Genomic DNA, 23,959 nt, shown 5'->3' with positions numbered 1-23,959 from the left:
TCAGCTTCCAATTCTAAATTAGTGCTGTTTTTAACTACGATGGTAATTTGGCTTCCTATGCTTCAAGTATCATAAATCCCACAATGACCTTGAACAAATCTCCATCTGTTAATACATGGAAGCTTCCTCCCTGGAGTTCGGTAAAGCTTTTCGCAATGGCCAGACCAAGGCCTGAGCCTTCGGAATTCCTTGCTTTGTCACCTCTGACAAAACGCTCTACGATCTCTTCTCCCGTAAAGTCCAGTTCTGCCTGAGATATATTACGCACAGTTATCGATACCTGTTTATCCAGCACTTCCATATCCAGGTACGCCCTGGAACCGGGAAGTGCATATTTGCACATATTTATTATTAGGTTTTCGAATATCCGGTAGGTCTTATCACTATCAAGCCATGCAATGATCTTATCCTCGGGTATCCTTACCCGAAAATCAAGACCGGCTCCGGCAATTTTGTCACTTAATTCAAAATGAATCTGCTTTATCATTGCCGTTAAATCCACTTCCACCGGATTCATGGTTATGGTATTGCTGGCCGCCTTACTCATTTCAAACAGGTCTTCAATGAGGATTTTCAGACGGAGAGCTTTTCTATCCAGGGTTTCGACATAGGAATCTCTTTGTTCCTCTGTCAGCTCCTTATTTTTTAGCAGATCCACATAGGTTATAATAGCCGTCAGAGGGGTCTTTAAATCATGGGATACATTGGTAATCAGCTCTGTTTTCATCTTCTGGCTTTTGGTCTCCTCCAGCACTGCCTTACGGAAGCCCTGCTGTACACTCATGAGTTCCTCTTTTAAAGGATTAAAGACTCCCAAATTCTTCTCAATTGTTATATCCAGATTTCCCTCTGAAATCCTGCCTGCCGCTTGTATAATTGCCCGATAATCGGAGGTTATTTTGTTCTTATATTTAGTAATAAAGTATAATAGCACACAGGTATATATGATAGCTCCTATTACACCAACTCCCCCCATGGCGCAGAATAACATTATCAGCAGCATATTGGCTCCCAGAAGCATTACAAGCTTCCTATCGTCCTTCCTGCTCATATCAAAGGTAATTGCATAGCCACAGCCTTTCTTTATGACTCTTCCAAGCCAGAACAGAAAGCGAAAGGTAAGAGTATTTTCTTTCAGAAATTTGACCGGCCTTTTGATGAAAAACTGCCGGATGGAAAGAGCTGCCGCAAACCAGATAATGAAGATTCCAAGCCAGATCAGGACATTAAAGGAATTTACAACTACTCTTGCCATCCCCTCTGTCATGATATGATTTCTGTTTAAGTCGAACAGGTCTCCCGATACGGTTTCCTTTATTAAAGAAGTAATTCCATCTTCATATATTGTAACAGTAAACCCTATTCCAAGTCCCCATATTTCTGCTGGAATCTTCGCTTCTATTCCCTTTCCGATCCTTAAGGGCTTGATTAACGGAAGCACAAATCCCAGCAGCATAACTAAGATAAAGCTGGCTGTATATAAATAGGCTGCACCTCCTCTGTTATAGGCTTCGTTTATTATATGGTAATTCGTATCGCCAAACTGGTCAATAAAATAATTTTGCAGAGAATCTTCCGACTTAATTGCATACACCACCTTCATACCGGCCAATGGCTTTACCCTGCTGGCATACCATGCGGCATTGTTCCAGCTTCTGTTCACCATTTCCTGGGTCAGGTTAAAGCCCAGATAGCTATTTGCCTTCTCCTTAGAAATCCCCTGATAATAAGGAATACTAGGATTTCCATTCTCATCAAACTGTATCACGGCATAGAAATAATATTCCTTCTTTAATTTATCAGCTTCCTCCATTTCCTCTTTCCCAAGGAATGCAGAAAGCTTTGCTCCGGTATTGGTTAAGTAAGTCCCGGTCTTATTGTCCACAGCATAATATTCAAGTCCATAATTTGACAGGATATAATAAAAAAAGTTGTAATACCAATTATTCATAAGCTCTGAAAAGTCACTTTTGAAGGTCTCAAAATTCTCTCCGTCATCCGTATTGATGTCATCAATGTCCGTACTCTGGTTTTCATTCAGGAAAAACTCGCTTGCATTCAGTTTCTTATTATTTATCTGCCGTTCCAGTTCCCATCTCAACACATAGTTTCCCTTAAACAATTCTTCCAGAAAGCCGGCCTCTGCCGAATCCTTATATTCTGCCAGCTCCTTTTCCTTGTCCGACTCGTCAAGCTTTATAAAGCCTTTTGCATTTTCAACAATCGGCTTGTAAAACAGCAAAACGGCTGCTGCCAATAATACAAGAATAATTATGCTTACAAATAATCCGGCATATTTTCTATCGCTGCTGTTTTTCAATTTTGTATCCAACACCCCACACCACCTTTAAATATTTTGGTTCCTTCGGGTTATATTCGATTTTTTCCCGAAGATTGCGAATATGTACCATAATGGTATCGGTATTCACCGCACGCTCGTTCCAGACCTTTTCATAAATTTCCTCTGCCGAAAATACCCTTCCTGGATTCTTCATTAAAAGGGCAAGTATCTTAAATTCCAGAGGTGTCACCTTTACAGGATTACCGTCCACATGTAAGGTAACGGTATTCTCATTCAGTTCCAGGCCTCCTACCTCATATACATTTTCCTTTACTTCTTCCTTATCACTTATGGCATCCAGATACTTTCGATATCTGCGCAGCTGGGAATTCACCCTTGCTAAAAGCTCTAAGGGAGCAAAGGGCTTGGTTACATAATCATCTGCACCGCACTGAAATCCCGTCAGTTTATCAATCTCTTCCGATTTGGCTGTCAGCATAATAATAGGGAAATCATATTTTTCCCTGATTTTCATAGTCATGGTAATTCCATCCATCCCAGGCATCATAATATCTACAATTGCCAGATGGATTGTTTCCTTTTCCACTATGGAGAGCCCTTCCCTTCCGTTTTCAGCTTTGAACACTGCATATCCCAGATTTTTAAGGTATATTCCAATCCCCTCTAAGATTTCTTTATCATCTTCCACCACTAATATACAATAAGCCTCCATAGTTCCTCCCAAATAATTTCATTTTCTTAATCAGGCTTATTATACAACATTTCAGGAAAGAAAAGAAAGACTTCCGGGCAACATTCCTTGTAGATGAGTTTCTTTTTAGAATTGATTTTTTATAGCATCTTACTCTCACACCGCTATTTCCCATTTCACACCTCCGATTGTTTTTATTATTGTAGCGGATAAAAATAAAAGATTCCGGCAGATAAATTGAAAGAATTTCTAAAGAATCATTGGGCGGCTGAATGTATGTACATTGAATGTATATTTGCAGTATGAAAATGCAATAAACTCCTGTGAGAATCTCTTCGCTGCATTTTTTACCTCAAATATACATAGACGAAAGCTGAGATTAATTTATGTCACAAATCAATATTTCTATTTAAATAAGGAATATAAAAACTGCCGCAAAAAGCTTTGAGGAAGAAGTGATATTCCATTCAAGCAATCTGTGGCAGTTTTAAATATTATTTTTATATTATAATTCCTAACCTGCTATTTTTACCTTTTCCTGTACCTCCAGTACCTTATCGATCTTAACCTTTAATTCCTCTGAAATCTCCGTTAAGGGAAGTCTCAGCTCCGGTGAATCAATAAGTCCCAGGCTGTTCAGGCAATATTTTATCGGTGCCGGATTCGGTTCTTCAAACAAAAGCGGAATTAAGGGGTACAGCTCCTTCCAGGTCGTAAGAGCCTCCTCTGCATTATTCTCCCTGATATTCTTATAAATCTTAACGAACTTCTCTGTGTTAACATGAGCAGAGGCCATAATACCGCCTGCTCCTCCCAGGGTAAGCGTCAGATAAAACAATAAATCTTCTCCGGTAAGCACCGAAAAATCCTTCGGTGTATTAAGAAGCAGGTTCATAGTCTGCTTAATATCCCCGCAGGAATCCTTAAGCCCTACAATATTTCTGAATTCCGCCAGCCTGTGTATGGTGTCGTTGGTGATATTCACACCAGTACGGTAGGGAATGTTATAAATAATGATATCAAGTGAAGTTTCTTCCGCCAGATTCTTAAAATGGCTGTAGATACCATTCTGATTAGGTTTATTATAATAAGGACAGACAGACAGGATGCCTTCTATCTTATATTTTTCAGCCAGTTTTGCCCTCTTAACTACATTGGCTGTACAGTTTCCTCCTATTCCTGCGAAAACCGGCAGACGTCCATTGTTGTACTCCAGGGTCTTATCCATCATCTCCTCAAACTCATATTCGCTTAAGGTTGGAATCTCACCTGTTGTACCAAAGGGGATAAAACCGGATATTCCGGTTTCTGCGTAATGATTTATCAGCTTTTCATAGGATTTATAGTCAATCTCCCCTTCTTTAAAGGGCGTAATGATGGGCAGCCATACACCGTTAAGTGACATAATATTACCTCCTGAATTCGAATTTCTTCTCACTATTATTCTATCGAAAATGGAAAGATGTGTTACTTAAACTGTTGCTTAAGTAAGAGCCTTTGTTCATCTTTTTCTCTATTATACAAAACATTATTTCATAAAAATATTATTATAATGCTTCCAATATTGCATATAGTGCTGTATACTTGAAATATCCACTAAGATTAACACCAGCATTGTTTCAGGGAACAACGGAAGGAATAGTAACTGGCCCTTGAGTAAAAGGAGGAAGGAGAAAGGAGAAAGAAATGGGAAATTTTGAAAAGCTTGGCTATCTGAATGATGATTTTCGAATATTTCACCTGGTTGACAATGAGAAAAAGGAGTTCAATTTCCACTATCATGATTTTAACAAAATCATGATATTCTTATCCGGTAATTTGAATTACTCCATTGAAGGCAGGAACTACCGTCTTAAGCCCTATGATATCCTGCTGGTCAACGCAGGGGAAGTGCACCGTCCCGTGTGCCTTGATAATTCTGTTTATGACCGGATCATTGTATATGTGTCTACGGAATTTCTGGCTTCCTACAAGGGTGAGGATTATGACCTTAACCATTGCTTTGAAAAGGTAAAAAAGGAACATTCCAATGTTCTCCGCATTCCTTCTTTGGATAAATCCAAGCTCTATCATGTATGCCGTGAATTGGAGCTTTCCTTTAAGGACAATGATTTTGCAAGGGAACTCTACCAGAAGATTTTATTCCTGGAATTTATGATTCAGCTAAACCGTACCGTATTAGCCAATCATGTAAACTATCTGGACAGCGATATGGCAAATGACAAGCTCCTTGCCATCATAGATTATATCAATGCTCATCTGACAGAAGATATTACCATTGATACCCTGGCAAATACCTTTTACCTGAACCGCTATTACCTGATGCACTTTTTTAAGGAGCACACCGGCTATACCGTTGGAAATTATATTACGGATAAAAGACTGCTCCTTGCAAGACATTATGTGCAGGCAGGCTGCACTTCCACACAAGCCTGCTACCAGAGCGGCTTTAAGAATTATTCCACCTTTTCCAGAGCTTTTAAGAAAGCCTTTAAGACCATGCCAAAGAATGCCCAATATATAGATTAATTTGCAAAAAGCTCTGAACCAGCATCACATGTTATTGCTTCAGAGCTTTTTGTTACAGAATCTTTCAGAGCTGCCTTTATTTCACCAAAACATTACTTGTAGCTATAATAGGAATCCCTGTTTCTCCGGCATTATCTAAGATAATATCTCCTATATAAATCGGTGCTTTTACGGTTAAATTCTGTAGCCCTTTCATACACTCAAAGATTTTACTCTTTGGAATATCCTCTTTTGTTTTTACTGACACATAAGGTTTCTCTCCGCCATCTACCTTAACAGTCGAGGTTACAATCCTGGTCGGGTTAATTATCTCCTTTTCCCCATATATCTTACCTCTGTTACACGTATTTCCAACAGTTTCTATTACCTTCCCATCTTTAATGGTTACTGCCATCTGGCACCCGAGGGGACAGCAGATACAAATAAGTTCTCTTTTTTCCATCGTCATTCTACTCCTTCTCAATCTTCACAGTGATATTATTTAGATCAGGATACGCTTTTACTTTATCTTTTAATAACTTGACCTCTTCCATTTCTCCTGGTGCCATTACCTGCTTCTTTTTGTGAAGTACTCTCTCATCATTATAATAAACACTAATATATGAATTTTTATATACGGCTCCTACACGAAAGCGAACAGTAAGCGTATCAGCCATACGATTTAGATTTATAAACTTAGGCACGGTGTATCTAACTCCCTCTGTTGCGGTAATAACAATTTCTTTACTATCGCTTACCTTATTTGCTTCTTCTATCTTTTTATCTGTCACTGATTTAATGTATCTTGCTGCATTTGCTCCTGCAAGAGCCGCTTCATCTGAAACATAGTCTACCAGATCATGAACGTGAAGTACATTACCACACGCAAATACTCCTTCAATGTTGGTTTCCAAGCTTTCATTAACAATAGGACCAGAGGTGATTTTGTCAATTTCTACGCCCATATCACGCGATAATTCATTTTCAGGTACTAAACCAACCGATAATAATAGTGTATCACATGTAATATATTCCTCTGTACCAGGTATAGGTTTAGCAAATTCATCAACCTTTGCTATTGTTAAGCCCTTAAGTCTTTCTTTTCCATCAATATTAATTACCGTATGGCTGAGTTTCAATGGAATATTAAAATCGTCAAGACACTGTACTATATTTCTTTTTAAGCCTCCTGAATATGGCATTAATTCTGCGACTAACTTGACCTTTGCCCCCTCTAAGGTCATTCTTCTTGCCATAATAAGTCCAATATCTCCGGAACCCAGGATAACCACCTCCCGTCCTGGCATATATCCTTCCATATTAACCAGTCTTTGAGCAGTGCCGGCAGAAAAAATTCCGGCAGGCCGATAACCCGGAATATTTAGAGCCCCTCTTGACCGCTCTCTGCATCCCATGGCTAAAATGATTGCTTTAGCTTCTATTGTAAACAATCCCTCCTCGCCGTTCATAGCAGTTACTACTTTTTGCGGACTGATATCCATAACCATAGTACTTAATAGATACTCAATCTTTAGCTGCTTCACTTTATCAATAAATCTGTTTGCATACTCGGGCCCTGTTAATTCTTCCTTAAAGGTATGAAGACCAAATCCGTTGTGAATACACTGATTTAATATTCCACCCAGTTCTTTCTCTCTTTCTATAATAAGAATACTGTCAACACCACACTCTTTTGCTTTGGCGGCGGCTGCCAGACCAGCAGGGCCACCCCCAATTATTACCACATCATATTTTTTCATTAACTTTCGCCCCCTTATATGGTTTCTTTGCTATGGCCCATTACAATATAAGACTTTCCTCCGGATTTTGTAATTTCCTCCATTGGAATACCTAATTCTCTTACCATAATCTCTAATGTTCTTGGAGTACAAAATCCAGCCTGACATCTTCCGGAACCGGCTCTTACTCTTCTTTTTATTCCATCTAAAGACCTGGCTCCGAGGGGCCTGCGAATAGCATCTATGATTTCACCTTCTGAAATCATTTCGCATCTGCAAATAATATTACCATAGGTGTTATTTTTCTGAATAAGTTCATTTCTTTCTTCCATCGTAAGGGTACTGGGATCCAAAATACCTTTTCTTTTTGAAATAAAATTTTCTTTTTTAGATAAATGATTTAAATCCCTCAGCAAATCAGCTACCATAATTCCAATTGCAGGAGCACTGGTCAGCCCGGGAGATTCTATACCAAGCACATTAATAAACCCCTTGGAATCCTCCAATTCTTCGATAATGAATTCATGGCCTTCTTCATGGGCCCTTAAGCCGGAAAATGATGTTATAACCTGTTTGATCGGAACACCTTTCACTGAGATTCCCACTTTTTTTATTAATTCTTCCAACCCTTCCTTCGTAGTATTTGTTCCTTCTTTATCTTCTATATCTATTGCAGTTGGACCAACAATTAAATTGCCATGAACAGTTGGAGCCACTACAACACCTTTTCCAAATTTCGTTGGTAAAGTAAAAATTGTCTTAGAAACATAATCTCCAACTGATTTGTCTAATAAAAAGTAATCACCTCTTCTAGGGGTAATTTTATACTTTTTCCTGCTTACGAAACTGTGAATTTCGCCTGCATGAACGCCTGCTGCATTCACTACATATTTCGTCTCAATCATTTCACCATTGGTCTGAAGCTGATAGATATCATTCTTTTTTGTTATATCAATAACTTCTGTGTTAAATTTAAACTCTACTCCATTGGCATTTGCATTTTCTGCTAAAGCAATTGTTAAGTTGAAGGGACAAACTATTCCCGCTGAAGGCGCATATAAGGCACCTTCCACCTCATCCGTAATATTGGGTTCCATTTTTTTAACTTCTTCTTTTGATAATATTTGAAGCCCCTTTACTCCATTGGCAGCTCCACGTTCATATAGTGCTTCAAGCCTTGGCATTTCCTCTTTATTTACACACACAACTAAAGATCCATTGCGCTTAAAAGGAAAATCTAACTCTTTTGATAATTCCCCCATTAATTGATTCCCTTTGACATTTAATTTTGCCATCAGTGAACCTTCTGCTGCATCATATCCTGCATGAACAATGGCACTATTAGCCTTCGTGGTCCCGCTGCAAACATCCTCGCATTTGTCAATCACACAGGCTTTCACTTCATATCTGGATAATTCTCTGGCCACTGCACAGCCTACCACTCCTGCTCCGATTATTATTACATCATACATCACTATCTCTCCTTTTGCTTTTATTTAAAAAAGAGTCAAGCAAAGAGCAATACTTTTTAAGTATGCTATTGGTTGACTCTCCATCTCATTCAACAATAATATGAAATTGTAACTGCTCTATCTATAAAATTTTATTGCTTTACCATGGAATTGCTGAGAAAACTAAGACAGCAGCAATAGCTCCGATAAAAGGACCAACTACTGGAATCCATGCATAGCCCCAATTGGAATCTCTTTTCCCTTTGATTGGAAGAATTGCGTGAGCAATACGAGGACACAAATCACGAACCGGGTTAATGGCATATCCTGTTAATCCACCAAGTGACATACCAATTGAAGTGATAGTACCAAATACCAGTAATTTATCAACTCCAGGTGCCAGGTCAGCTATATTTCCAATACCTTTAATTGCGAATACTAATAGAAAGGTTCCTACAGCTTCACTCAATATATTCAGCCCTTTATTGGGAACAGAAGGACTTGTTGCAAATACACCAAGTTTTGTATTAGCATCTTGTGTTGCATCGAACTGACCTTTGAATAAAATATAAACCATAACTGCACCTATAAATGCACCGGCAAATTGCCCGGCAACATAGGTAGGTACCAAAGACCATGCAATGGAACCATCAATTGCTAAAGCTAATGTAATTGCAGGATTAAAATGTGCTCCTGACGCTGCTCCAAAGATAAATGCAGGAAGTAAAACAGCAAAGCCCCATGCCAATGTAATTTGAATAGAACCAGCGCCTTTCATGCCAGACTTATTTAATGAAACATTGGCTACGACCCCATCACCGAGTATTATCACTATCATAGTCCCTATTAATTCCGCTGAAAAAATTAACATAATTATTCTCCCCTCGTCCGATATTATTCTTCTTTGGACCAATTAAAGGAACATTTCACTGCTTTGTTCCAACCTTTTATCAAGATTGCTCTATTCTTTTCTTCCATCTCTGGTTCAAACACTCTATCGATTTTCCAGTTCTTAATAACGTCTTCTTTGCTTTTCCAATATCCAACTGCCAGACCAGCTAAATAGGCAGCACCCATTGCAGTTGTTTCAGCACACATCGGTCTGTTAACAGGTGCATTGATAATATCGGATTGGAATTGCATTAAGAAGTTATTTGCACATGCTCCGCCATCCACTTTTAATGCACTTAAGGTGATACCGGAGTCAGCCTGCATTACAGAAATAACATCATTTACCTGGTATGCTAAAGACTCTAAGGTTGCTCTAATAATATGATATTTATTGACTCCTCTTGTTAAACCAACAATCGTACCTCGTGCATATTGATCCCAATGAGGTGCTCCAAGGCCGGTAAAGGCAGGAACTACATAGCAGCCATTGGTATCAATAACTTTCTTCGCCATGTATTCAGAGTCCGGAGCTGTATCTATCAATTTCATCTCATCACGAAGCCACTGGATAGCAGCACCAGCAACAAATATGGAGCCTTCTAACGCATAATTGACTTTTCCGTCTAATCCCCATGCAATCGTAGTTACCAATCCATTTTTTGAATATACTGGTTTTTCACCGGTATTCATTAATAAGAAGCAGCCTGTTCCATAGGTATTCTTCGCTTCACCTGCAGTAAAACAGGTCTGGCCAAATAAAGCCGCCTGCTGATCACCGGCTGCTCCGCCTATCGTAATAGGAGCGCCGAAGAATTGTGAATCTGCTTTTCCATAAACATCACTTGATGGTCTTGCTTCGGGAAGCATACATTCAGGAATATTTAATTCTTTTAAAATGTCCTGATCCCATTTTAATTCTTTAATATTAAATAGCATCGTTCTGGATGCATTCGAAAAATCGGTTACATGAACCTTACCCTTTGTAAGTTTCCATATTAACCAGGTTTCTACTGTACCAAATAATAACTTGCCTGCTTCACCTTTTTCTCTTGCACCTTTCACATTATCCAGAATCCATTTCAATTTAGTTCCTGAAAAGTAAGCATCAATTACTAGACCTGTTTTTTCTCTGAAGGAATCTGTTAATCCTTTCTCTTTTAAGGAATCACAATACTCAGAAGTACGTCTGCACTGCCATACAATTGCGTTATATACAGGTTCCCCTGTCTCCTTATCCCATACAATGGTAGTTTCTCTTTGATTTGTGATACCGATTGCAGCAATATCTGCTGCTGTAGCACCAATCTTTGTCATAGCCTCCACAGCAACCCCTAGCTGTGTTGACCAAATTTCATTAGCATCATGTTCTACCCAGCCTGGCTTCGGAAAATACTGCGTAAATTCCTTTTGTGCTACACTGCACATCTCACCCTTCTCATTAAATAGTATGCATCTGTTGCTTGTCGTTCCTGCATCCAGCGCCATAACGAATTTCGCCATGAACTTACACCCTCCTTTTTTTTACTTACCTTGTAATAAAAACCTTCTTCTTTTTTATAATCAGCACTTTTAGTATGTAAACTCCTTTACTATAGGATATTTCTATCCTGTAGTTAAGACCTGCGAAAAGTGCAGCTTATACAATATTTTTTTACAATACCCATACATTAGAATTTGTAGTTGAAATTGAAATTGCTCCGCTTGACAGTGCAGCCATAACGTCATCCTTATCAGATATTAAACCTCCCGCTATAATAGGTACCTTACTTGTTTCACTTATCTTTTTTAAGATCTTTGGCATAGCACCCGGTAATATCTCTATCACATCCGGTTGTATTAAACTGGATTGTTTTTCAATGTTGAAGAGTGCCATCGAATCAATTACAAAATAACGGAGCACTGTGTATAGTCCTAACTCTTTTGCATGCTTAATTAATGTCTGTTTTGTGGTAATTATTCCATCTGCTTTTGTATTCTGCTTAATGAAATCAATGCTCACATCTTTTCCACTCAGGCCGGTTATCAAATCAATATGTACTATAGCAATGCGTCCTTCTTCTTTTATTCTGCTGACAATTCTTTCTATATTGCAGATATCTCCATATAATACAAAGATAATACCTATCCCATCGGACTGAATGCTTTTTTCCAGACCTTCTTCATCTTTAACAGCAGCAATTACCGGATTATCTTCAATGATATTAACAAATCTTCGTTTCATATAAATTCTCCCACTTTTTAGAAAATCATAGATCTATTAAAACCCCTTTTTTAATTCATATTGAATTAGTTCTTAACATATTAGCAAATTACTTTATAACAATAAGAACTGTCTTATGTAAAAACCCAAATAAAAAAAGTGCACTAATAAACAACATTTAATGTTGTTCTAGCCCACTCTTTTCTCCACGGCACTTTATTATATTCTTAACATTATTATTATAACATAACTGTATATATTTTGCAATAATTTTTTAGCCTATATTAATATTGTACCTTTTTTCGTGAAATCAAGAAGCATCTTGGTTTCAATGATTATCAGATCAGAAACATCAATAACATAAAGTATCAATAGATGCTTTATGTTATTGATGTTTCCCTATGCTTACTATGAAAGGGAAAGGTGATTCTATTTTTACTGCCGGATATATATCATATCCCAATAGGTCAATGCCGGCAGGGTAAATTCAATAAAGCTTCCTTTATCATCCTTCCCTTTTTTCAGTTGAAGTCTGGTGCTTACGCCGCCCTCCCGGTCCGGTGATGCCAGCCAGGCATTGCTCAAAGCCTTTTCCGAATAATATCTCACCTTGAAATTGGTAATTTCCTTCGGCGCCTTCTTCTTTCCCCTTTCATCCCTCCATTGGTTGTCCGTCCCCAGCAGGTTAATCAGATGCAGGATGTCATAAGTCCCATCAGACTTTGTATAGGTCCATACCGTATCGGATTTGCCTTCTCTGCTTGCAGGATAGCCCTCCACCGTAACCGTATTTTCTGAGGATTTCTGCCCGTCTCTTAGGATGTTCTCGTAAGCCACGGTGAAATCAGAAAGACCCTTCATATATTTCTTCAGCCCGTCACTCATGGGAAGCTTGTCATCCGGATAATATTCCTTATGAAGCATATGATCCCCATTTCCTATTTCAAGCCTGGAACCTCCTGCTGCATATACAGAAGCTGCTGCCAGGATAACACCCGGCTCATTCATATTTCCCACGGTTTTATCATAATTAATGTATGCCTTTACCGCCAGGGATTTACCCTTACCGTCAAAGGACAGGGCTTTGCTGTCCTCAAAGGAACGCTCCACCTCTTTCACCAGAGAATAGTAGGTATCATAGGTATTGCCCTCTCTGTCCTTATCCCAAGGCCAGAATTCGGCATATAAAATATCCGTTTTGCTTTTATTTGCATTTTCAATTCCCTGGGCTCCTACGGGATTAAAGGAAAGATATTTGCCTCCCAGGGCTTCCTTGGCGGCATTTAAGAACTGGGTATAAGTATCCTTTACCAGATAGATAGGTTTTCCCGCTTCATCCCTTCCAAGAGGCTTTCCGCCGGCTGTCGTCATTTCTCCCCAGTCTCCCACCGTATCACCGTGCCAGCCGTCAAAGGAAAAGGCACCGAATATCTTATTTTCTTCCACAAATATGTATTTCTGCCAGGATGGATTCAAAGGATTCAGAAAATACAGATTACTGTTTCCGGAGGGGGAGGTTCCCATATGGAATTTGAATTCTCCCTCTCCCCTGTCATTACTGTTGGCAAAATAGAGCTTCCATTGCTCTGCCTGGGAAGAATATTTGCCTTCCTGAAAAAAGGTATCCGTTCCGGCATAAATCATATTGTAGGCCATATTTATCATATTTGCGTCATGGGCATACCGGATATAGTCTGCTATGACAGTTCCATAGATTTCTCTTCCCGACCAATCCTTCCATACTCCCGGATTCTTTGCGGTTATCCCCTCTGCCAGAGGCTGATGGTGGAGATACTGCCAATCGTAATACTCAATGGTATTGATGTGATACTCTGTCATTGCCCGAATCATGGACTGTGTATCCACTTCCTTACTGAAATCGGACAGATAGCCATATCTTGGGAATTTCAGGACCGTTGAGGATACATCAACACCTGCTGTTCCGGTACTCTTAATACCTCCAAGCCTTCCGGAAAGAGCCGCCTTGAGCAAATACCCACTATAATCCTTTTTTGGTGCCTGCCATTCAAGGTTCACCGTCTTCTCCCCCGGTGGAAGATGGGAAAGGGTAAGCTTTTTCACCTCACCGGTTTCTTCTCCCAGGTGGTATGCTTTCAGTTTCAATACCGCATTATTAACGGCCTTTTTATTTCCATTCCTGATATGAAGTGTTATTTTTATATTATCGCCCGGGTAATACCTAGCTTTATCCGTAGTGATTTTCTCGATGGCCAGCTTTGCTGCCATACTCCTTTCTTTTGATGCAAAGGTAAAAAAACCTGCACTTAATAAAAGGAGGCCGAGTATTATTGCAGTAATGGTCATATATCCTTTATATCTGCCCATCACCTTATACCTCCCAATCTTCATTTTATACACACAGCATTTTTTAGAATGCGTTGAGATACTATCCCCTTAATGCTTTTTAGTAGATTCTTATTTTATAAGGCCTAAGCTTTTCAGTAAATTCTTGCCTCATAGGGCCTAAGTTTTTCGATAGATTCTTGTCTCATAAGGTCTAAGCTTTTCGATAGATTCTTGCCTCATAAGGTCTGAGCTTTTCGATAGATTCTTGGCTTATTAGGTCTAAGTTTTTCGATAAATTCTTGGCTTATTAGGCCTAAGTTTTTCGATAAATTCTTGGCTCATAAGGTTTAAGCTTTTCGATAGATTCTTGCCTCATAAGGCCTGAGCTTTTCGGTCTCCGCTATTTCATTGTAATTCGCTATCAGAATCTCTTCCTTTCCCGACCAGCCCTCCGGCAGAAGGAAGGGAACCTCCTTTTCATGAAAATTGCAGATTATAAGAAGCTTTTCGCCCTCAGAAGTTCTGGTATAGGCAAAAATATCCTTATCTTCTTCCAGTAAAAGTTCAAATTTTCCATCTGCAAATACTTCGTAAGTCTTTCTGAGCCCAATCAGTTTTTTATAATAATGAAATACGGAACCTTTATCTGCCATTTCCTGCTTTGCATTTATTTCCCTGTAATTTCCGTTAACCCGTATCCAGGGAGTGCCCTCGGAAAATCCTGCATTGGGGCTGTCATCCCACTGCATGGGAGTCCTGGCATTATCTCTGCCCTTGGCATGAATGGAGTTTAGAATATCTTCCTTCTGGTATCCTTTTTCCAGACGTTCATGATATACATTAAGAGTCTCTATGTCTCTGTAATCCTCTATCTCAAATTCTGCATTGGTCATTCCAAGCTCTTCTCCCTGATAGATATAAGGCGTCCCCTGCATGCCGTGAAGAAGAGTTGCAAGCATCTTGGCAGACTTCTCCCTGTATTCCTTGTCATTTCCCCATCTGGAGACAATTCGGGGAAGGTCATGGTTGTTCCAGAAAAGGCTGTTCCAGCCCGTCCGGTACAGCTCCCTCTGCCATTTTGCAAATACCTGCTTTAATTTCAGAAAATCAAGGGGAGCCAGGTCCCATTTCTCCTTATCCGGCTGCTGGTCCAAATTGATGTGCTCAAACTGGAATACCATGGAGAATTCACTGCCGTCGGGATTGCTGTAAAGCTTTGCAAGCTCCGTATTGGCACCCCAGGCTTCCCCCACCGTAATCAAATCCCCTTTACGAAAGGTCTCTTTACTGAGCTCCCTGATATATTCATGAAGCCTTGGACCGTTATTGGTTATCTTTAAATCCGGCTCTTTGGCAATCTGGTCGATAACGTCCAGTCGGAAGCCTCCCACGCCTTTCTCCATCCACCACAGAATCATATCATAGATTTCCTGCCGCAGCTTTGGATTCTCCCAATTCAAGTCCGGCTGCTTCACGGAAAACTGATGGAAATAATACTGGGACAGCTCCGGCACCCATTCCCAGGCAGAGCCGCCAAAACATGCCCTCATATCATTGGGCGGCAGCCCTTCTGTGCCATCCCTCCACACATAGTAGTCATGATAGGGATTTTCCCTGCTCTTTCTTGCCTCTATAAACCATAGGTGCTCATCAGAGGAATGGTTTAATACAAGGTCCATGATAATACGGATGTTTCTCTCTTCTGCTTCTTTTATCAGCTCCTCCATATCCTTTAAAGAACCAAACATCGAATCAATATCCCTGTAATCCGAAATGTCATAGCCATTATCATCCTGGGGTGACCGGCATACGGGAGACAGCCATATGGCATCTACCCCCAACTCCTTCAGATAATCCAGCTTCCTTATAATTCCCTGCAAGTCACCGATTCCGTCACCATTGCTATCCTTAAAGCTTCTTGGATATATCTGATAAACAACTGCATTTTTCCACCATTTACTTTCCTGCATACTCCTGCACCTAACGTATCCCAAGGTAAAAACACCGGGGATACGGCCACCTTACCGGCTGAAAGAAATAACTCCGTGGCTTCCTCTTTTCAATTTTTCTTTCAGCTTCGTTTTCCTATAGCTATATATTATTCCTTCACAGACCCCATTACAATACCGGTAATCAGATATCGCTGCAATAATGGATAAATTAACAGCAAGGGTATGACCACCACTACAATTTTAGCCGCATTCAGATTCTGGTTTGAAACCTCCGTAACACTTGCCAGGGAACTGGAACTCATGCCTGCCTTTAAAAGCTCTTCAATATTTACACTTAAGGACTGTATGTAGGTCATTACAGGGTAATTCCTGATTTTTGTTATGTAGATCAGGCCGCTGTAAAAGTCATTCCAGCTTCCGACAATGCTGAACAGGGCAACCGTTGCAAGAGAAGGTTTCGATATGGGCACATATACACGGAACAGTATCTGAAAGGGTGTGGCACCGTCAATCATGGCCGCTTCTTCCAGGGATTTTGGAACCCCGACAAAGAAATTCATTACCAGGATTACACTGAATATGGGAACAGCCCCGGGCAGTATCAGGGACCATATCGTATTCAGAAGGTGCAGCTGCTTTACTATCAGGTATGTCGGTATCATACCTCCGTTAAAGAGCATGGCAAACACCAGCAGATTCATATAGATGTTCCTGCCCTTAAACTCCCTGTTTGATTTCGACAGAGGATATGCCATCAGTATAATCAGCACAATGTTGATAGCAAGTGCCAGTACTACCCTCATGGCCGAAATGCCAAAGGACCGCCAGAACTGTGCATCTCCCATAATTTTTTCATAGGCTGCCAGGGTAAATTGTTCCGGCAGCAGCCCTACACGCTGTGCTGTTACAGCCGCACTGCTGCTGAAGGATATGGCAGCAATATTCCAAAGGGGAAGCAGGCACATAAGTGCCAGCAGGATTACAATGGTATATATTATAAAATTTCTAAGCTTTGAGCCAAAGGATTTATTTTCTATCATAACCTGCCTCCTAAAATATCTTTCTGTCTGTGAATTTCTTGGAAAATCCATTAGCACTCAGCATCAGTACCATACCGATAAAGGATTTTAACAGCCCCACAGCCGTTGCAAAGCTGTACTGCCTTCCGATAAGGCCGATACGGTACACATAGGTATCCAGCACATCCCCGCTCTGGTATACCATCGGCGTATACAGATTATAGATTTGATCAAAGCCCGCACTTAAGATACTGGTAAGGCTCATGGCTGCCATTAATAAAATAATCGGCAGCATGCCGGGCAAGGTAATATGCCATATTCTTTTGCGCCAGGCAGCACCGTCAATAGCCGCCGCTTCATGAAGGCCCGGGTCGATGGAAGTAATGGCCGCCAGATATACAATGGAGTTATAGCCGAATTCCTTCCATACATCCGTTGAGACTAACAAAGGCTGGAACCATTTATTGCTGCCCAGGAAATTAATTTTCTCCATTCCTAAGCTTGTCAGTATCAGATTTACACTGCCGTCCAGGTTGAACATATTTACGATTACCGCCGCCAGTACCACCCAGGAAAGGAAATGGGGCAGATAAACAATGGTCTGAATCCATTTTTTTAATACTCTTTTCCGGATTTCATTTAACAGGATGGCAAACGCTATGGCCATAAAGGTTCCAAACAATATTTTCCCAAGTGCTATGGTTACCGTATTTATAACCACTTGTGTAATATCCGGCAGCATCAGCATGTATTTAAAATGCTTTATGCCCACAAAGTCAGAATGCAGAAGTCCTTTGGCGGGCACATAATTCTGGAAGGCCATTATTATCCCAGCCATCGGGATATAGCTGAATATAATAAGGAATATTACTCCGGGAATCATCATGAGATGATAGGTTATTCCGGAACGTAACTTATTTCCCAGGGTGCGGTTTCTTTTATGCATGAAATTCTCTCCTTTGACAAGGGGCTGTTGCATTTTCTTTCGCAACAGCCCCCAGCCGCTTCCATTATTTTATGTTTGCTTCAATTTCTGTGATAATCTGGGAGCCGCCCTGATTATTCCAATCCTTCACATACTTATCAAAGTCATCCAAAGGAACGGAACCGGTAACAATCTTTATAAAAGTCTCTTCTTCAAGCTTTTGTAAATTAGCCCAGGAGCTCTTCATGGTTTCAGTGGTTCCCCAGAAGACGGGGTCAACCCAGTTAAAGCTGCCCTCCTTGGTCAATTTATCAATTAATGCAATACCCTTCATTCTGGAATGATATTTAGACCAATCCGTCACATCCTCGGCAGCCGGATTCTTCAGATATCTCTTAACGCTCTGGATTACATTCCTGGATTCCAGGGTACGTGCATCTTCTATGGCAATCTTACCGTCCACTCCCTTTTTGATATCAGCGTAATCGTCTAAAAGGGAGGTATATTTGTTGATTTCCACATTAAAGGGCCTTGTGGAACCATCCACGCCGTCTGCCTGGTACTTAGCCACCTCGGGGTAATCCTTTTCAAGAGTCTTTGTATTTGCCAGCTCATCATAGAACAGGTTTGCAATCTTTATCGCAAGCTCAGGATGCTTATAGCCCTTTCTGACTACAATATAACCGCTGGAGGCATTGTTATGAAATACATTTGCCTTTCCGTTTTCCCCTTCTACAACATAGCTGGTAAAGGCAGCCTTCTTATCCATGGCTCTTACGTTATTTAACAGCCAGTCGGGAATATGCCATACACCAAAGGTGATGCCTGTCTGTCCATTGCTTAACAGCGCTGTAATATCATCCCAGGTTCTGGTACCGAACTGGGGGTCCAGGATTCCTTCCTTGAACCAGTCTGCCAGGAGCCCGAGGGTTTTCTTATTTTCTTCGGTATTGGAGCCGTAATATACGCTTCCGTCCGTATTCTTGAACCATAATTTCGGATAGGCGCCAAAGGCATTTGCAATACCGGTGGCACAGTAGGTGGCGCCGCCGTAATCATTGGCGCTTAACCAGTATGCCAGGGAAATACCAACGGGATTTTTACTGCCGCCGGGGTCCTTTTCCATGAAGGCCTTGGCTATGTTCTTAAGCTCGTCAATGGTAATCATACCGTTGCCGTCTTCATCCACCTTTAATCCCAGCTTATCCACCCAGTCCTGCCTTATCCATACTTCATTGGGCGCACTGTCTACATTCGTTCCGGGCAGAGCCATTATCTTCCCGTCATAGGTCGCAGTAGAAAGGCATCTTCCGTCATAGGATTCATAGATTTCCTTCAAATAATCACTGCCATAGGTGTTATAGGCCTCTGTCAGATCCGCAACCATATCATTTTCCACCAGCTCATTCAGGATATCTTTACTGCCTATCTTCATGATGTCCGGCAAATCCTCGGAGGCTATTGCCAGGGACACCTGTCTGTCATAATCCTCTCCGTTTGCTTCAAAGGCATCTGACGCAACTGCATTGAGCTTCTCCTTTACGAAACGGGTATAAGCATTGTTCTCATAAGTATCTCCGTCAGGCAGCTTGGGATTTTGTATGGTCTGCCGTCCCATAGTATAGGTTACTGTCTCCGGATAAGCGCCAAAAGGACCGTCCTCTGTCTGGGTTCCTTTTTCTTCCCCCTTATTACTGCTGCTGGTCTCCGTATTTTTTCCGGCAGCGGCATTATTCTTTGTATTGGTTCCCGAACAGCCTGCCAGCGACAATACCATAACTGCCGACAAAGTTATTGCAATATGTCTGAACAAATAATTTTTTCTCATATCAATCCTCCATGCATTCCGCAAGTTCACTTGCGGAATTACTAATTGTAAAGACCCTCTCAACGGCCGTTGATCAGCTTACTTTTAGTATAACCGCAGAAGCTTTATGGGTAAACGAAAGAAATTCATGTTTTATAACACTTTTTCCGGAACCTTATGGAAGGAGCCTTTCATCCATTGAACACCTTATGCCAGGATGATATAATTCACTTAAACAACACACACAGGAGGCTGCCCATGTACCGTATTTTAATTACAGACGATGAAAAGGATGAAAGAGATGCTATTCGGTTTCTGCTTCATAAATACCGCTTTCCCCTTACTGTCATGGAGGCCGCTAACGGAAAAGAAGCCCTTGAGCTCCTGACTGCGCAAAAAGCGGACATCTTATTCACCGATATCAAAATGCCTTTTTTAAACGGAATCGAACTGGCAGGTAAGGTGAGGGAACTGCAGCCTGATATTCAGATTATATTTTTCAGCGGTTATGATGATTTTGAATATGTGAAAGAAGCCCTGTCCCTTCGGGCTGTAAACTATATTCTTAAGCCGGTAAACACAGAAGAATTTCAGAAAACCATCCTTACCGTTCTCGATGCTATCAGCCGGAAGGAACAGGAGGCTTTAAAACAAAAGGCCAGTCTGGATTTTATGAAAAATCATATTCTCTACCAGCTTATTAACAATACCTCTCTGGTGAATATCCTAGAGGCTTATAAGGACGTGGACATTACCTTTTTATATACTTACAGGCAGATGCTGCTGATACAATATGAATCCGACTTCTTCGGCAGCAGGCTTACAAAGGATACCACTCAGGAATTTCTATCCCCAGTCTCCCCTGTTCTCTCCCGGGATACCTGCTATATTAACCTGAACCCTTCACAAGGCCTTTTGTTATTTACCGAAGCTGCTGAATTAAAGAAAATGGAGGCTATTGCAGAAGAGCTGCACAAACGCCTTACAGAGCAGTATCATCAGGTATGCTATCTTGCCATCAGCAAACCTTTTTTCTCACCGGAGGATATGGGGAAGGTGTTTAACGAGACAGAAATGTATCTGGAGAAGCGCTTCTTTTTCCCGGGAAGATATCTTTATACCCAGGGCTCCGATACCTGCGGTATAATAGACCCGGAAGAAGATGACATACTTTTAAAGAGCATTGAAAAGGACATCCAGTTAAAGGATGTGTACAGTTTAAAACAGAATATTGCCATGCTGATACAGAAATATGAAAATCAGGCAACCTTTTCCCATATTTACGTCCGCTATCTCTTTACCGGCCTGCTGCAGACAATGCTGCAAAGCCTTACTACTTATGAAGAATCTGCTTTTTGGCAGATTTCCGAAAGAATCTATCATTTTAAATATTTTTCGGATATACGCTCCCTCATTGACGAAACACTGGATAAACTGGTAGCTCAGATAGAGCAGGAACAGCAGTCTCCAAAACATGCTATTAACCTGGTAGACCAATATATCAGAGCCCATTATGGGGAAGAGCTCAGTTTAAATATTCTGGCAGATAAGGTCTATCTGACGCCAAGGTATCTCAGCAGCCTGTTCATACAGGAAACAGGCTTTGGTATTAACAGGTATATCAAAAACATCCGCATGGAAAAGGCAAAAGAGCTGCTTATTACAACAAATATGAAAATAAGTGATATCTGTCCCTCGGTAGGCTATTCCAATATTTCTTATTTCTGTAAGAGTTTTCAGGAGGACTTTGGAACCACACCGGATAAATACAGGCAGAACCACAGGCAGCTTCGGAGTGAGGTGTGAATTATGAAACATATGCTGGAATACTTTAAGAATTTAAGCTTTCGTAAAAAGGTTACTATCATATGCCTCTTTGTAGGACTGATTCCCGTCATCCTTCTGGGCAGCTTTTCCTACGGGCAGGTACGGAAGCTGTTAATCGACAGGGAAAAAACGGCGCTGAAGGAATCCTTAAAGCAAGAGGTATATAACCTGAACTATAAGATTGATTCCTATCTAAATGCCATGAACCTGATCCTATGGGATGAGGATGTCCGTAACAGCCTCACCCATACCTTTACCAACAACTTTGACATGTATAAGACCTATATGTATGAGCTTGACCCCTTGTTTACCACTGTCAGGTCCCTTCACGGAGAAATAAAGACTCTGACAATCTATACGGATAACCCAATCTATCCCCATGGCAGCACCCTAAGACCCTTAGGAGATATCAAAAATCTGCCCTGGTACCGGGAGGCCCTGTCAAAAACCACACCTTTTTTTGCTGCCTCCAAGGATAAAAAATCTCTTTCCCTAATCTGCCGGCTGTACTTGTCAGGCAGTAATTATACCAGTATCCTGTATATGAATATCAGCTATGAGAAGACCTTTTCAACTCTGTCCTCCCTGTTCAACAAATCCTATGGGGTATTCCTGGAAAACGGGCAGGGTGAGGTTCTTTACTCCTTTCATGACTTTAAGGAAAAGGATTTAAGCTATGCCCTTTCCGATCAGTCACTTTCTGCTTTAAAAGGCGGGAAGCTCAATGAAACCTACGTCATACAGTCTGTTTCCCTTAAAAATTCCGGCTGGAAAATATATGTCTACCGCCCGGTAAGCACTGTTTCAGAAGCTGCAAATCAAATAACTGTCATCGTAATACTAATCGTCCTTTTGTGCCTCCTGCTGCTTTTTGTATTGAGTGCCCTATTATCCAAAAGTCTGGTCCGCCCCCTGGAAGAATTGTCAGAGGATATGGATAAGCTGGAGGACAGTGAAATGGCAGTCCGTGTAGTATATGACTCTTCCGATGAACTGGGCCATCTGGTCAAAAGCTTCCGCCGCATGGTATCCCGTATTCAATATCTCATTGATGAGGTCTATAAAAGTAAGATTACCCAGCAGGAATATGAAATGAAGGCCTTGCAGGCACAGATTAATCCTCATTTTCTCTATAACAGCCTTTCTCTGATAAACGGAAAGGCAATTATGGCAGAGCAGGAGGATATCAGCCGCATGGCACAGCTGCTCTCCACCTTTTACCGTACTACCCTAAACAAAGGGAAAAACCTTATATCCGTACATGACGAACTGGAAAATACCAGGTCCTATATCAATATCCAGAGTATGATGCACTCCAATTCCTTCGATGTGGTATATGAGATTGATGAAAGTGCTCTTTCCCTGGTTATGATAAACCTCCTGCTCCAGCCCCTGACGGAAAATGCAATTATCCACGGGATTGACCATAAAGAAACTCCCGGCAGAGGCCTGCTTACCATATCCTTAACAAGATCCGCTGCTCTTCTTATCTTTACGGTATCCGATAATGGCTGCGGCATGCAGGCGGAGACCCTCACCAGGCTTCTGACCTCTGAAACCAACGGCTACGGCGCCCATAATGTCCATCAGCGGGTACAGCTATACTATGGAGCTGAATTCGGATTAAAATATGAAAGCAAGGTAAACGAAGGAACAACGGTATGGCTTACACTACCTGCTGCACAGTAGCTGTGCAGCAGAATACACTACAGCAACCCTGGGACAGGTACTTCTTTTTTGACTTATCCCAGCAGTTCACTGCTTATTTCCAATACCGAGGTATTCTTTGCCTGAAATTCTCTCATTTTCTCAAAAGGCGTATTGGTAATATAACACCGGAGGCACATGATAACCGCACCATGGGTTACAACTGCGGCATCTTCGCTGTTTGTTTCAATAATCCTGCGCAGGGCGGCAAGCACACGCTCCAGCATTTCCTGATAGGATTCTCCCTCAGGTGCCTTGGTATACCTGAGGTCTTGGCGCCACCTTTTATATTCAGCTGAATATTTTTGTATTACCTCCTCCCAGGTCAGTCCTTCCCACGCTCCAAGACTGATCTCCTCCAGCCCTTTTACTGCTTCAAGAGGCTTTTTCGTAATTCCGCTAATGATTTCTGCCGTTTTAAAGGCTCTCTTTTGTGTGCTGGAATATATTTTAGAAAATTTCAGCCCGGAATCCAATAATTTGGCTCCCAAGGCTTCTGCCTGACTGATTCCATTCTCATTTAGCTCACTGTCATGGCTTCCCTGAATTCTTCCTGCTACATTCCAGTCCGTCTGCCCATGTCTGATTAGATATAATTTCATACATTCTCCATTTCTGTACTGCTTGTCGGTC

General features: G+C 41.1%; 18 protein-coding genes. 3 read left to right on the top strand and 15 right to left on the bottom strand.

The genetic code is table 11. The features are described from left to right. Nucleotides 1-55: 55 nt before the first annotated feature. The 3 genes from BUB77_RS13170 to dapA all read right to left on the bottom strand — a co-directional run bounded on the left by BUB77_RS13170 (nucleotide 56) and on the right by dapA (nucleotide 4,398). The gene (locus tag BUB77_RS13170) at nucleotides 56-2,335 is read right to left on the bottom strand and encodes a sensor histidine kinase (protein ID WP_073276619.1); all 2,280 of its coding nucleotides are present in this window, start codon (nucleotides 2,333-2,335) and stop codon (nucleotides 56-58) included. Continuing rightward, a complete protein-coding gene (locus tag BUB77_RS13165; protein ID WP_073276618.1) occupies nucleotides 2,301-3,014 on the bottom strand; it encodes a response regulator transcription factor in 714 nt (237 codons plus the stop codon). The genes BUB77_RS13170 and BUB77_RS13165 overlap by 35 nt, the downstream gene beginning before the upstream one ends. 493 nt (nucleotides 3,015-3,507) lie before the next feature. Then, the gene (gene dapA, locus BUB77_RS13160; RefSeq protein WP_073276616.1) at nucleotides 3,508-4,398 is read right to left on the bottom strand and encodes a 4-hydroxy-tetrahydrodipicolinate synthase; all 891 of its coding nucleotides are present in this window, start codon (nucleotides 4,396-4,398) and stop codon (nucleotides 3,508-3,510) included. A gap of 281 nt (nucleotides 4,399-4,679) precedes the next feature. Here dapA and BUB77_RS13155 point away from each other — a divergent pair, with 281 nt between their 5' ends. Continuing rightward, on the top strand, nucleotides 4,680-5,522 hold the full coding sequence (locus BUB77_RS13155) for an AraC family transcriptional regulator (protein ID WP_073276613.1): 843 nt from the start codon (nucleotides 4,680-4,682) through the stop codon (nucleotides 5,520-5,522). 76 nt (nucleotides 5,523-5,598) lie between these two features. On the opposite strand, the gene BUB77_RS13150 is transcribed toward BUB77_RS13155, so the two are convergent. The 11 genes from BUB77_RS13150 to BUB77_RS13100 form a co-directional block, all read right to left on the bottom strand. After that, entirely contained in the window at nucleotides 5,599-5,964 is a 366-nt protein-coding gene (locus BUB77_RS13150) for a DUF1667 domain-containing protein (RefSeq protein WP_073276701.1), read from the bottom strand. A 7-nt stretch (nucleotides 5,965-5,971) separates the two neighbouring features. After that, on the bottom strand, nucleotides 5,972-7,261 hold the full coding sequence (locus BUB77_RS13145) for an NAD(P)/FAD-dependent oxidoreductase (RefSeq protein WP_073276606.1): 1,290 nt from the start codon (nucleotides 7,259-7,261) through the stop codon (nucleotides 5,972-5,974). Between the two features lie 14 nt (nucleotides 7,262-7,275). Further along, entirely contained in the window at nucleotides 7,276-8,712 is a 1,437-nt protein-coding gene (locus BUB77_RS13140) for an NAD(P)/FAD-dependent oxidoreductase (protein WP_073276604.1), read from the bottom strand. A 139-nt stretch (nucleotides 8,713-8,851) separates the two neighbouring features. After that, nucleotides 8,852-9,562 (bottom strand): MIP/aquaporin family protein, encoded by a 711-nt coding sequence (locus BUB77_RS13135; protein WP_073276602.1) that lies wholly within the window; start codon nucleotides 9,560-9,562, stop codon nucleotides 8,852-8,854. A 23-nt stretch (nucleotides 9,563-9,585) separates the two neighbouring features. Next, nucleotides 9,586-11,082 (bottom strand): glycerol kinase GlpK, encoded by a 1,497-nt coding sequence (gene glpK / locus BUB77_RS13130; RefSeq protein WP_073276600.1) that lies wholly within the window; start codon nucleotides 11,080-11,082, stop codon nucleotides 9,586-9,588. Between the two features lie 151 nt (nucleotides 11,083-11,233). After that, nucleotides 11,234-11,803: a glycerol-3-phosphate responsive antiterminator gene (locus BUB77_RS13125; RefSeq protein WP_073276598.1), complete on the bottom strand. Its 570-nt coding sequence runs from the start codon at nucleotides 11,801-11,803 to the stop codon at nucleotides 11,234-11,236. A 414-nt stretch (nucleotides 11,804-12,217) separates the two neighbouring features. Continuing rightward, on the bottom strand, nucleotides 12,218-14,128 hold the full coding sequence (locus tag BUB77_RS13120) for a glycoside hydrolase family 66 protein (RefSeq protein WP_242962495.1): 1,911 nt from the start codon (nucleotides 14,126-14,128) through the stop codon (nucleotides 12,218-12,220). 308 nt (nucleotides 14,129-14,436) lie between these two features. Continuing rightward, complete coding sequence (locus BUB77_RS13115) at nucleotides 14,437-16,059, bottom strand: glycoside hydrolase family 13 protein (RefSeq protein WP_073276596.1); 1,623 nt, start codon at nucleotides 16,057-16,059, stop codon at nucleotides 14,437-14,439. A 128-nt stretch (nucleotides 16,060-16,187) separates the two neighbouring features. Continuing rightward, complete coding sequence (locus BUB77_RS13110; protein WP_073276594.1) at nucleotides 16,188-17,081, bottom strand: carbohydrate ABC transporter permease; 894 nt, start codon at nucleotides 17,079-17,081, stop codon at nucleotides 16,188-16,190. 10 nt (nucleotides 17,082-17,091) lie between these two features. Further along, a complete protein-coding gene (locus BUB77_RS13105) occupies nucleotides 17,092-18,006 on the bottom strand; it encodes an ABC transporter permease (protein WP_073276592.1) in 915 nt (304 codons plus the stop codon). Between the two features lie 64 nt (nucleotides 18,007-18,070). Then, the gene (locus BUB77_RS13100; RefSeq protein ID WP_073276590.1) at nucleotides 18,071-19,813 is read right to left on the bottom strand and encodes a type 2 periplasmic-binding domain-containing protein; all 1,743 of its coding nucleotides are present in this window, start codon (nucleotides 19,811-19,813) and stop codon (nucleotides 18,071-18,073) included. A gap of 237 nt (nucleotides 19,814-20,050) precedes the next feature. Between BUB77_RS13100 and BUB77_RS13095 the strand changes: the two genes are divergently transcribed. Continuing rightward, nucleotides 20,051-21,598, top strand: coding sequence for a response regulator (locus tag BUB77_RS13095; RefSeq protein WP_073276588.1), 1,548 nt, complete (start codon nucleotides 20,051-20,053; stop codon nucleotides 21,596-21,598). Between the two features lie 3 nt (nucleotides 21,599-21,601). Continuing rightward, a complete protein-coding gene (locus tag BUB77_RS13090) occupies nucleotides 21,602-23,308 on the top strand; it encodes a sensor histidine kinase (RefSeq protein WP_073276587.1) in 1,707 nt (568 codons plus the stop codon). Nucleotides 23,309-23,361: 53 nt separating this feature from the next. On the opposite strand, the gene BUB77_RS13085 is transcribed toward BUB77_RS13090, so the two are convergent. Beyond that, a complete protein-coding gene (locus tag BUB77_RS13085; RefSeq protein ID WP_073276585.1) occupies nucleotides 23,362-23,928 on the bottom strand; it encodes a histidine phosphatase family protein in 567 nt (188 codons plus the stop codon). Nucleotides 23,929-23,959 lie beyond the last annotated feature (31 nt).

Source organism: Anaerocolumna jejuensis DSM 15929, from assembly GCF_900142215.1.
Taxonomy (GTDB): Bacteria; Bacillota; Clostridia; order Lachnospirales; family Lachnospiraceae; genus Anaerocolumna; species Anaerocolumna jejuensis.
The sequence above is the reverse complement of the archived record's forward strand: the minus strand, read 5'-3'. Positions and strand labels throughout refer to the sequence as shown.

Bases quoted from the DNA above. Each gene is read 5' to 3' on its own strand.
- BUB77_RS13150 (WP_073276701.1), bottom strand. From the start codon at position 5,964: ATGGAAAAAAGAGAACTTATTTGTATCTGCTGTCCCCTCGGGTGCCAG.
- BUB77_RS13145 (WP_073276606.1), bottom strand. From the start codon at position 7,261: ATGAAAAAATATGATGTGGTAATAATTGGGGGTGGCCCTGCTGGTCTG.
- BUB77_RS13105 (WP_073276592.1), bottom strand. From the start codon at position 18,006: ATGCATAAAAGAAACCGCACCCTGGGAAATAAGTTACGTTCCGGAATA.
- BUB77_RS13120 (WP_242962495.1), bottom strand. From the start codon at position 14,128: ATGGGCAGATATAAAGGATATATGACCATTACTGCAATAATACTCGGC.
- BUB77_RS13110 (WP_073276594.1), bottom strand. From the start codon at position 17,081: ATGATAGAAAATAAATCCTTTGGCTCAAAGCTTAGAAATTTTATAATA.
- BUB77_RS13095 (WP_073276588.1), top strand. From the start codon at position 20,051: ATGTACCGTATTTTAATTACAGACGATGAAAAGGATGAAAGAGATGCT.
- dapA (WP_073276616.1), bottom strand. From the start codon at position 4,398: ATGTCACTTAACGGTGTATGGCTGCCCATCATTACGCCCTTTAAAGAA.
- BUB77_RS13165 (WP_073276618.1), bottom strand. From the start codon at position 3,014: ATGGAGGCTTATTGTATATTAGTGGTGGAAGATGATAAAGAAATCTTA.
- glpK (WP_073276600.1), bottom strand. From the start codon at position 11,082: ATGGCGAAATTCGTTATGGCGCTGGATGCAGGAACGACAAGCAACAGA.
- BUB77_RS13140 (WP_073276604.1), bottom strand. From the start codon at position 8,712: ATGTATGATGTAATAATAATCGGAGCAGGAGTGGTAGGCTGTGCAGTG.
- BUB77_RS13125 (WP_073276598.1), bottom strand. From the start codon at position 11,803: ATGAAACGAAGATTTGTTAATATCATTGAAGATAATCCGGTAATTGCT.
- BUB77_RS13085 (WP_073276585.1), bottom strand. From the start codon at position 23,928: ATGAAATTATATCTAATCAGACATGGGCAGACGGACTGGAATGTAGCA.
- BUB77_RS13115 (WP_073276596.1), bottom strand. From the start codon at position 16,059: ATGCAGGAAAGTAAATGGTGGAAAAATGCAGTTGTTTATCAGATATAT.
- BUB77_RS13090 (WP_073276587.1), top strand. From the start codon at position 21,602: ATGAAACATATGCTGGAATACTTTAAGAATTTAAGCTTTCGTAAAAAG.
- BUB77_RS13100 (WP_073276590.1), bottom strand. From the start codon at position 19,813: ATGAGAAAAAATTATTTGTTCAGACATATTGCAATAACTTTGTCGGCA.
- BUB77_RS13135 (WP_073276602.1), bottom strand. From the start codon at position 9,562: ATGTTAATTTTTTCAGCGGAATTAATAGGGACTATGATAGTGATAATA.
- BUB77_RS13155 (WP_073276613.1), top strand. From the start codon at position 4,680: ATGGGAAATTTTGAAAAGCTTGGCTATCTGAATGATGATTTTCGAATA.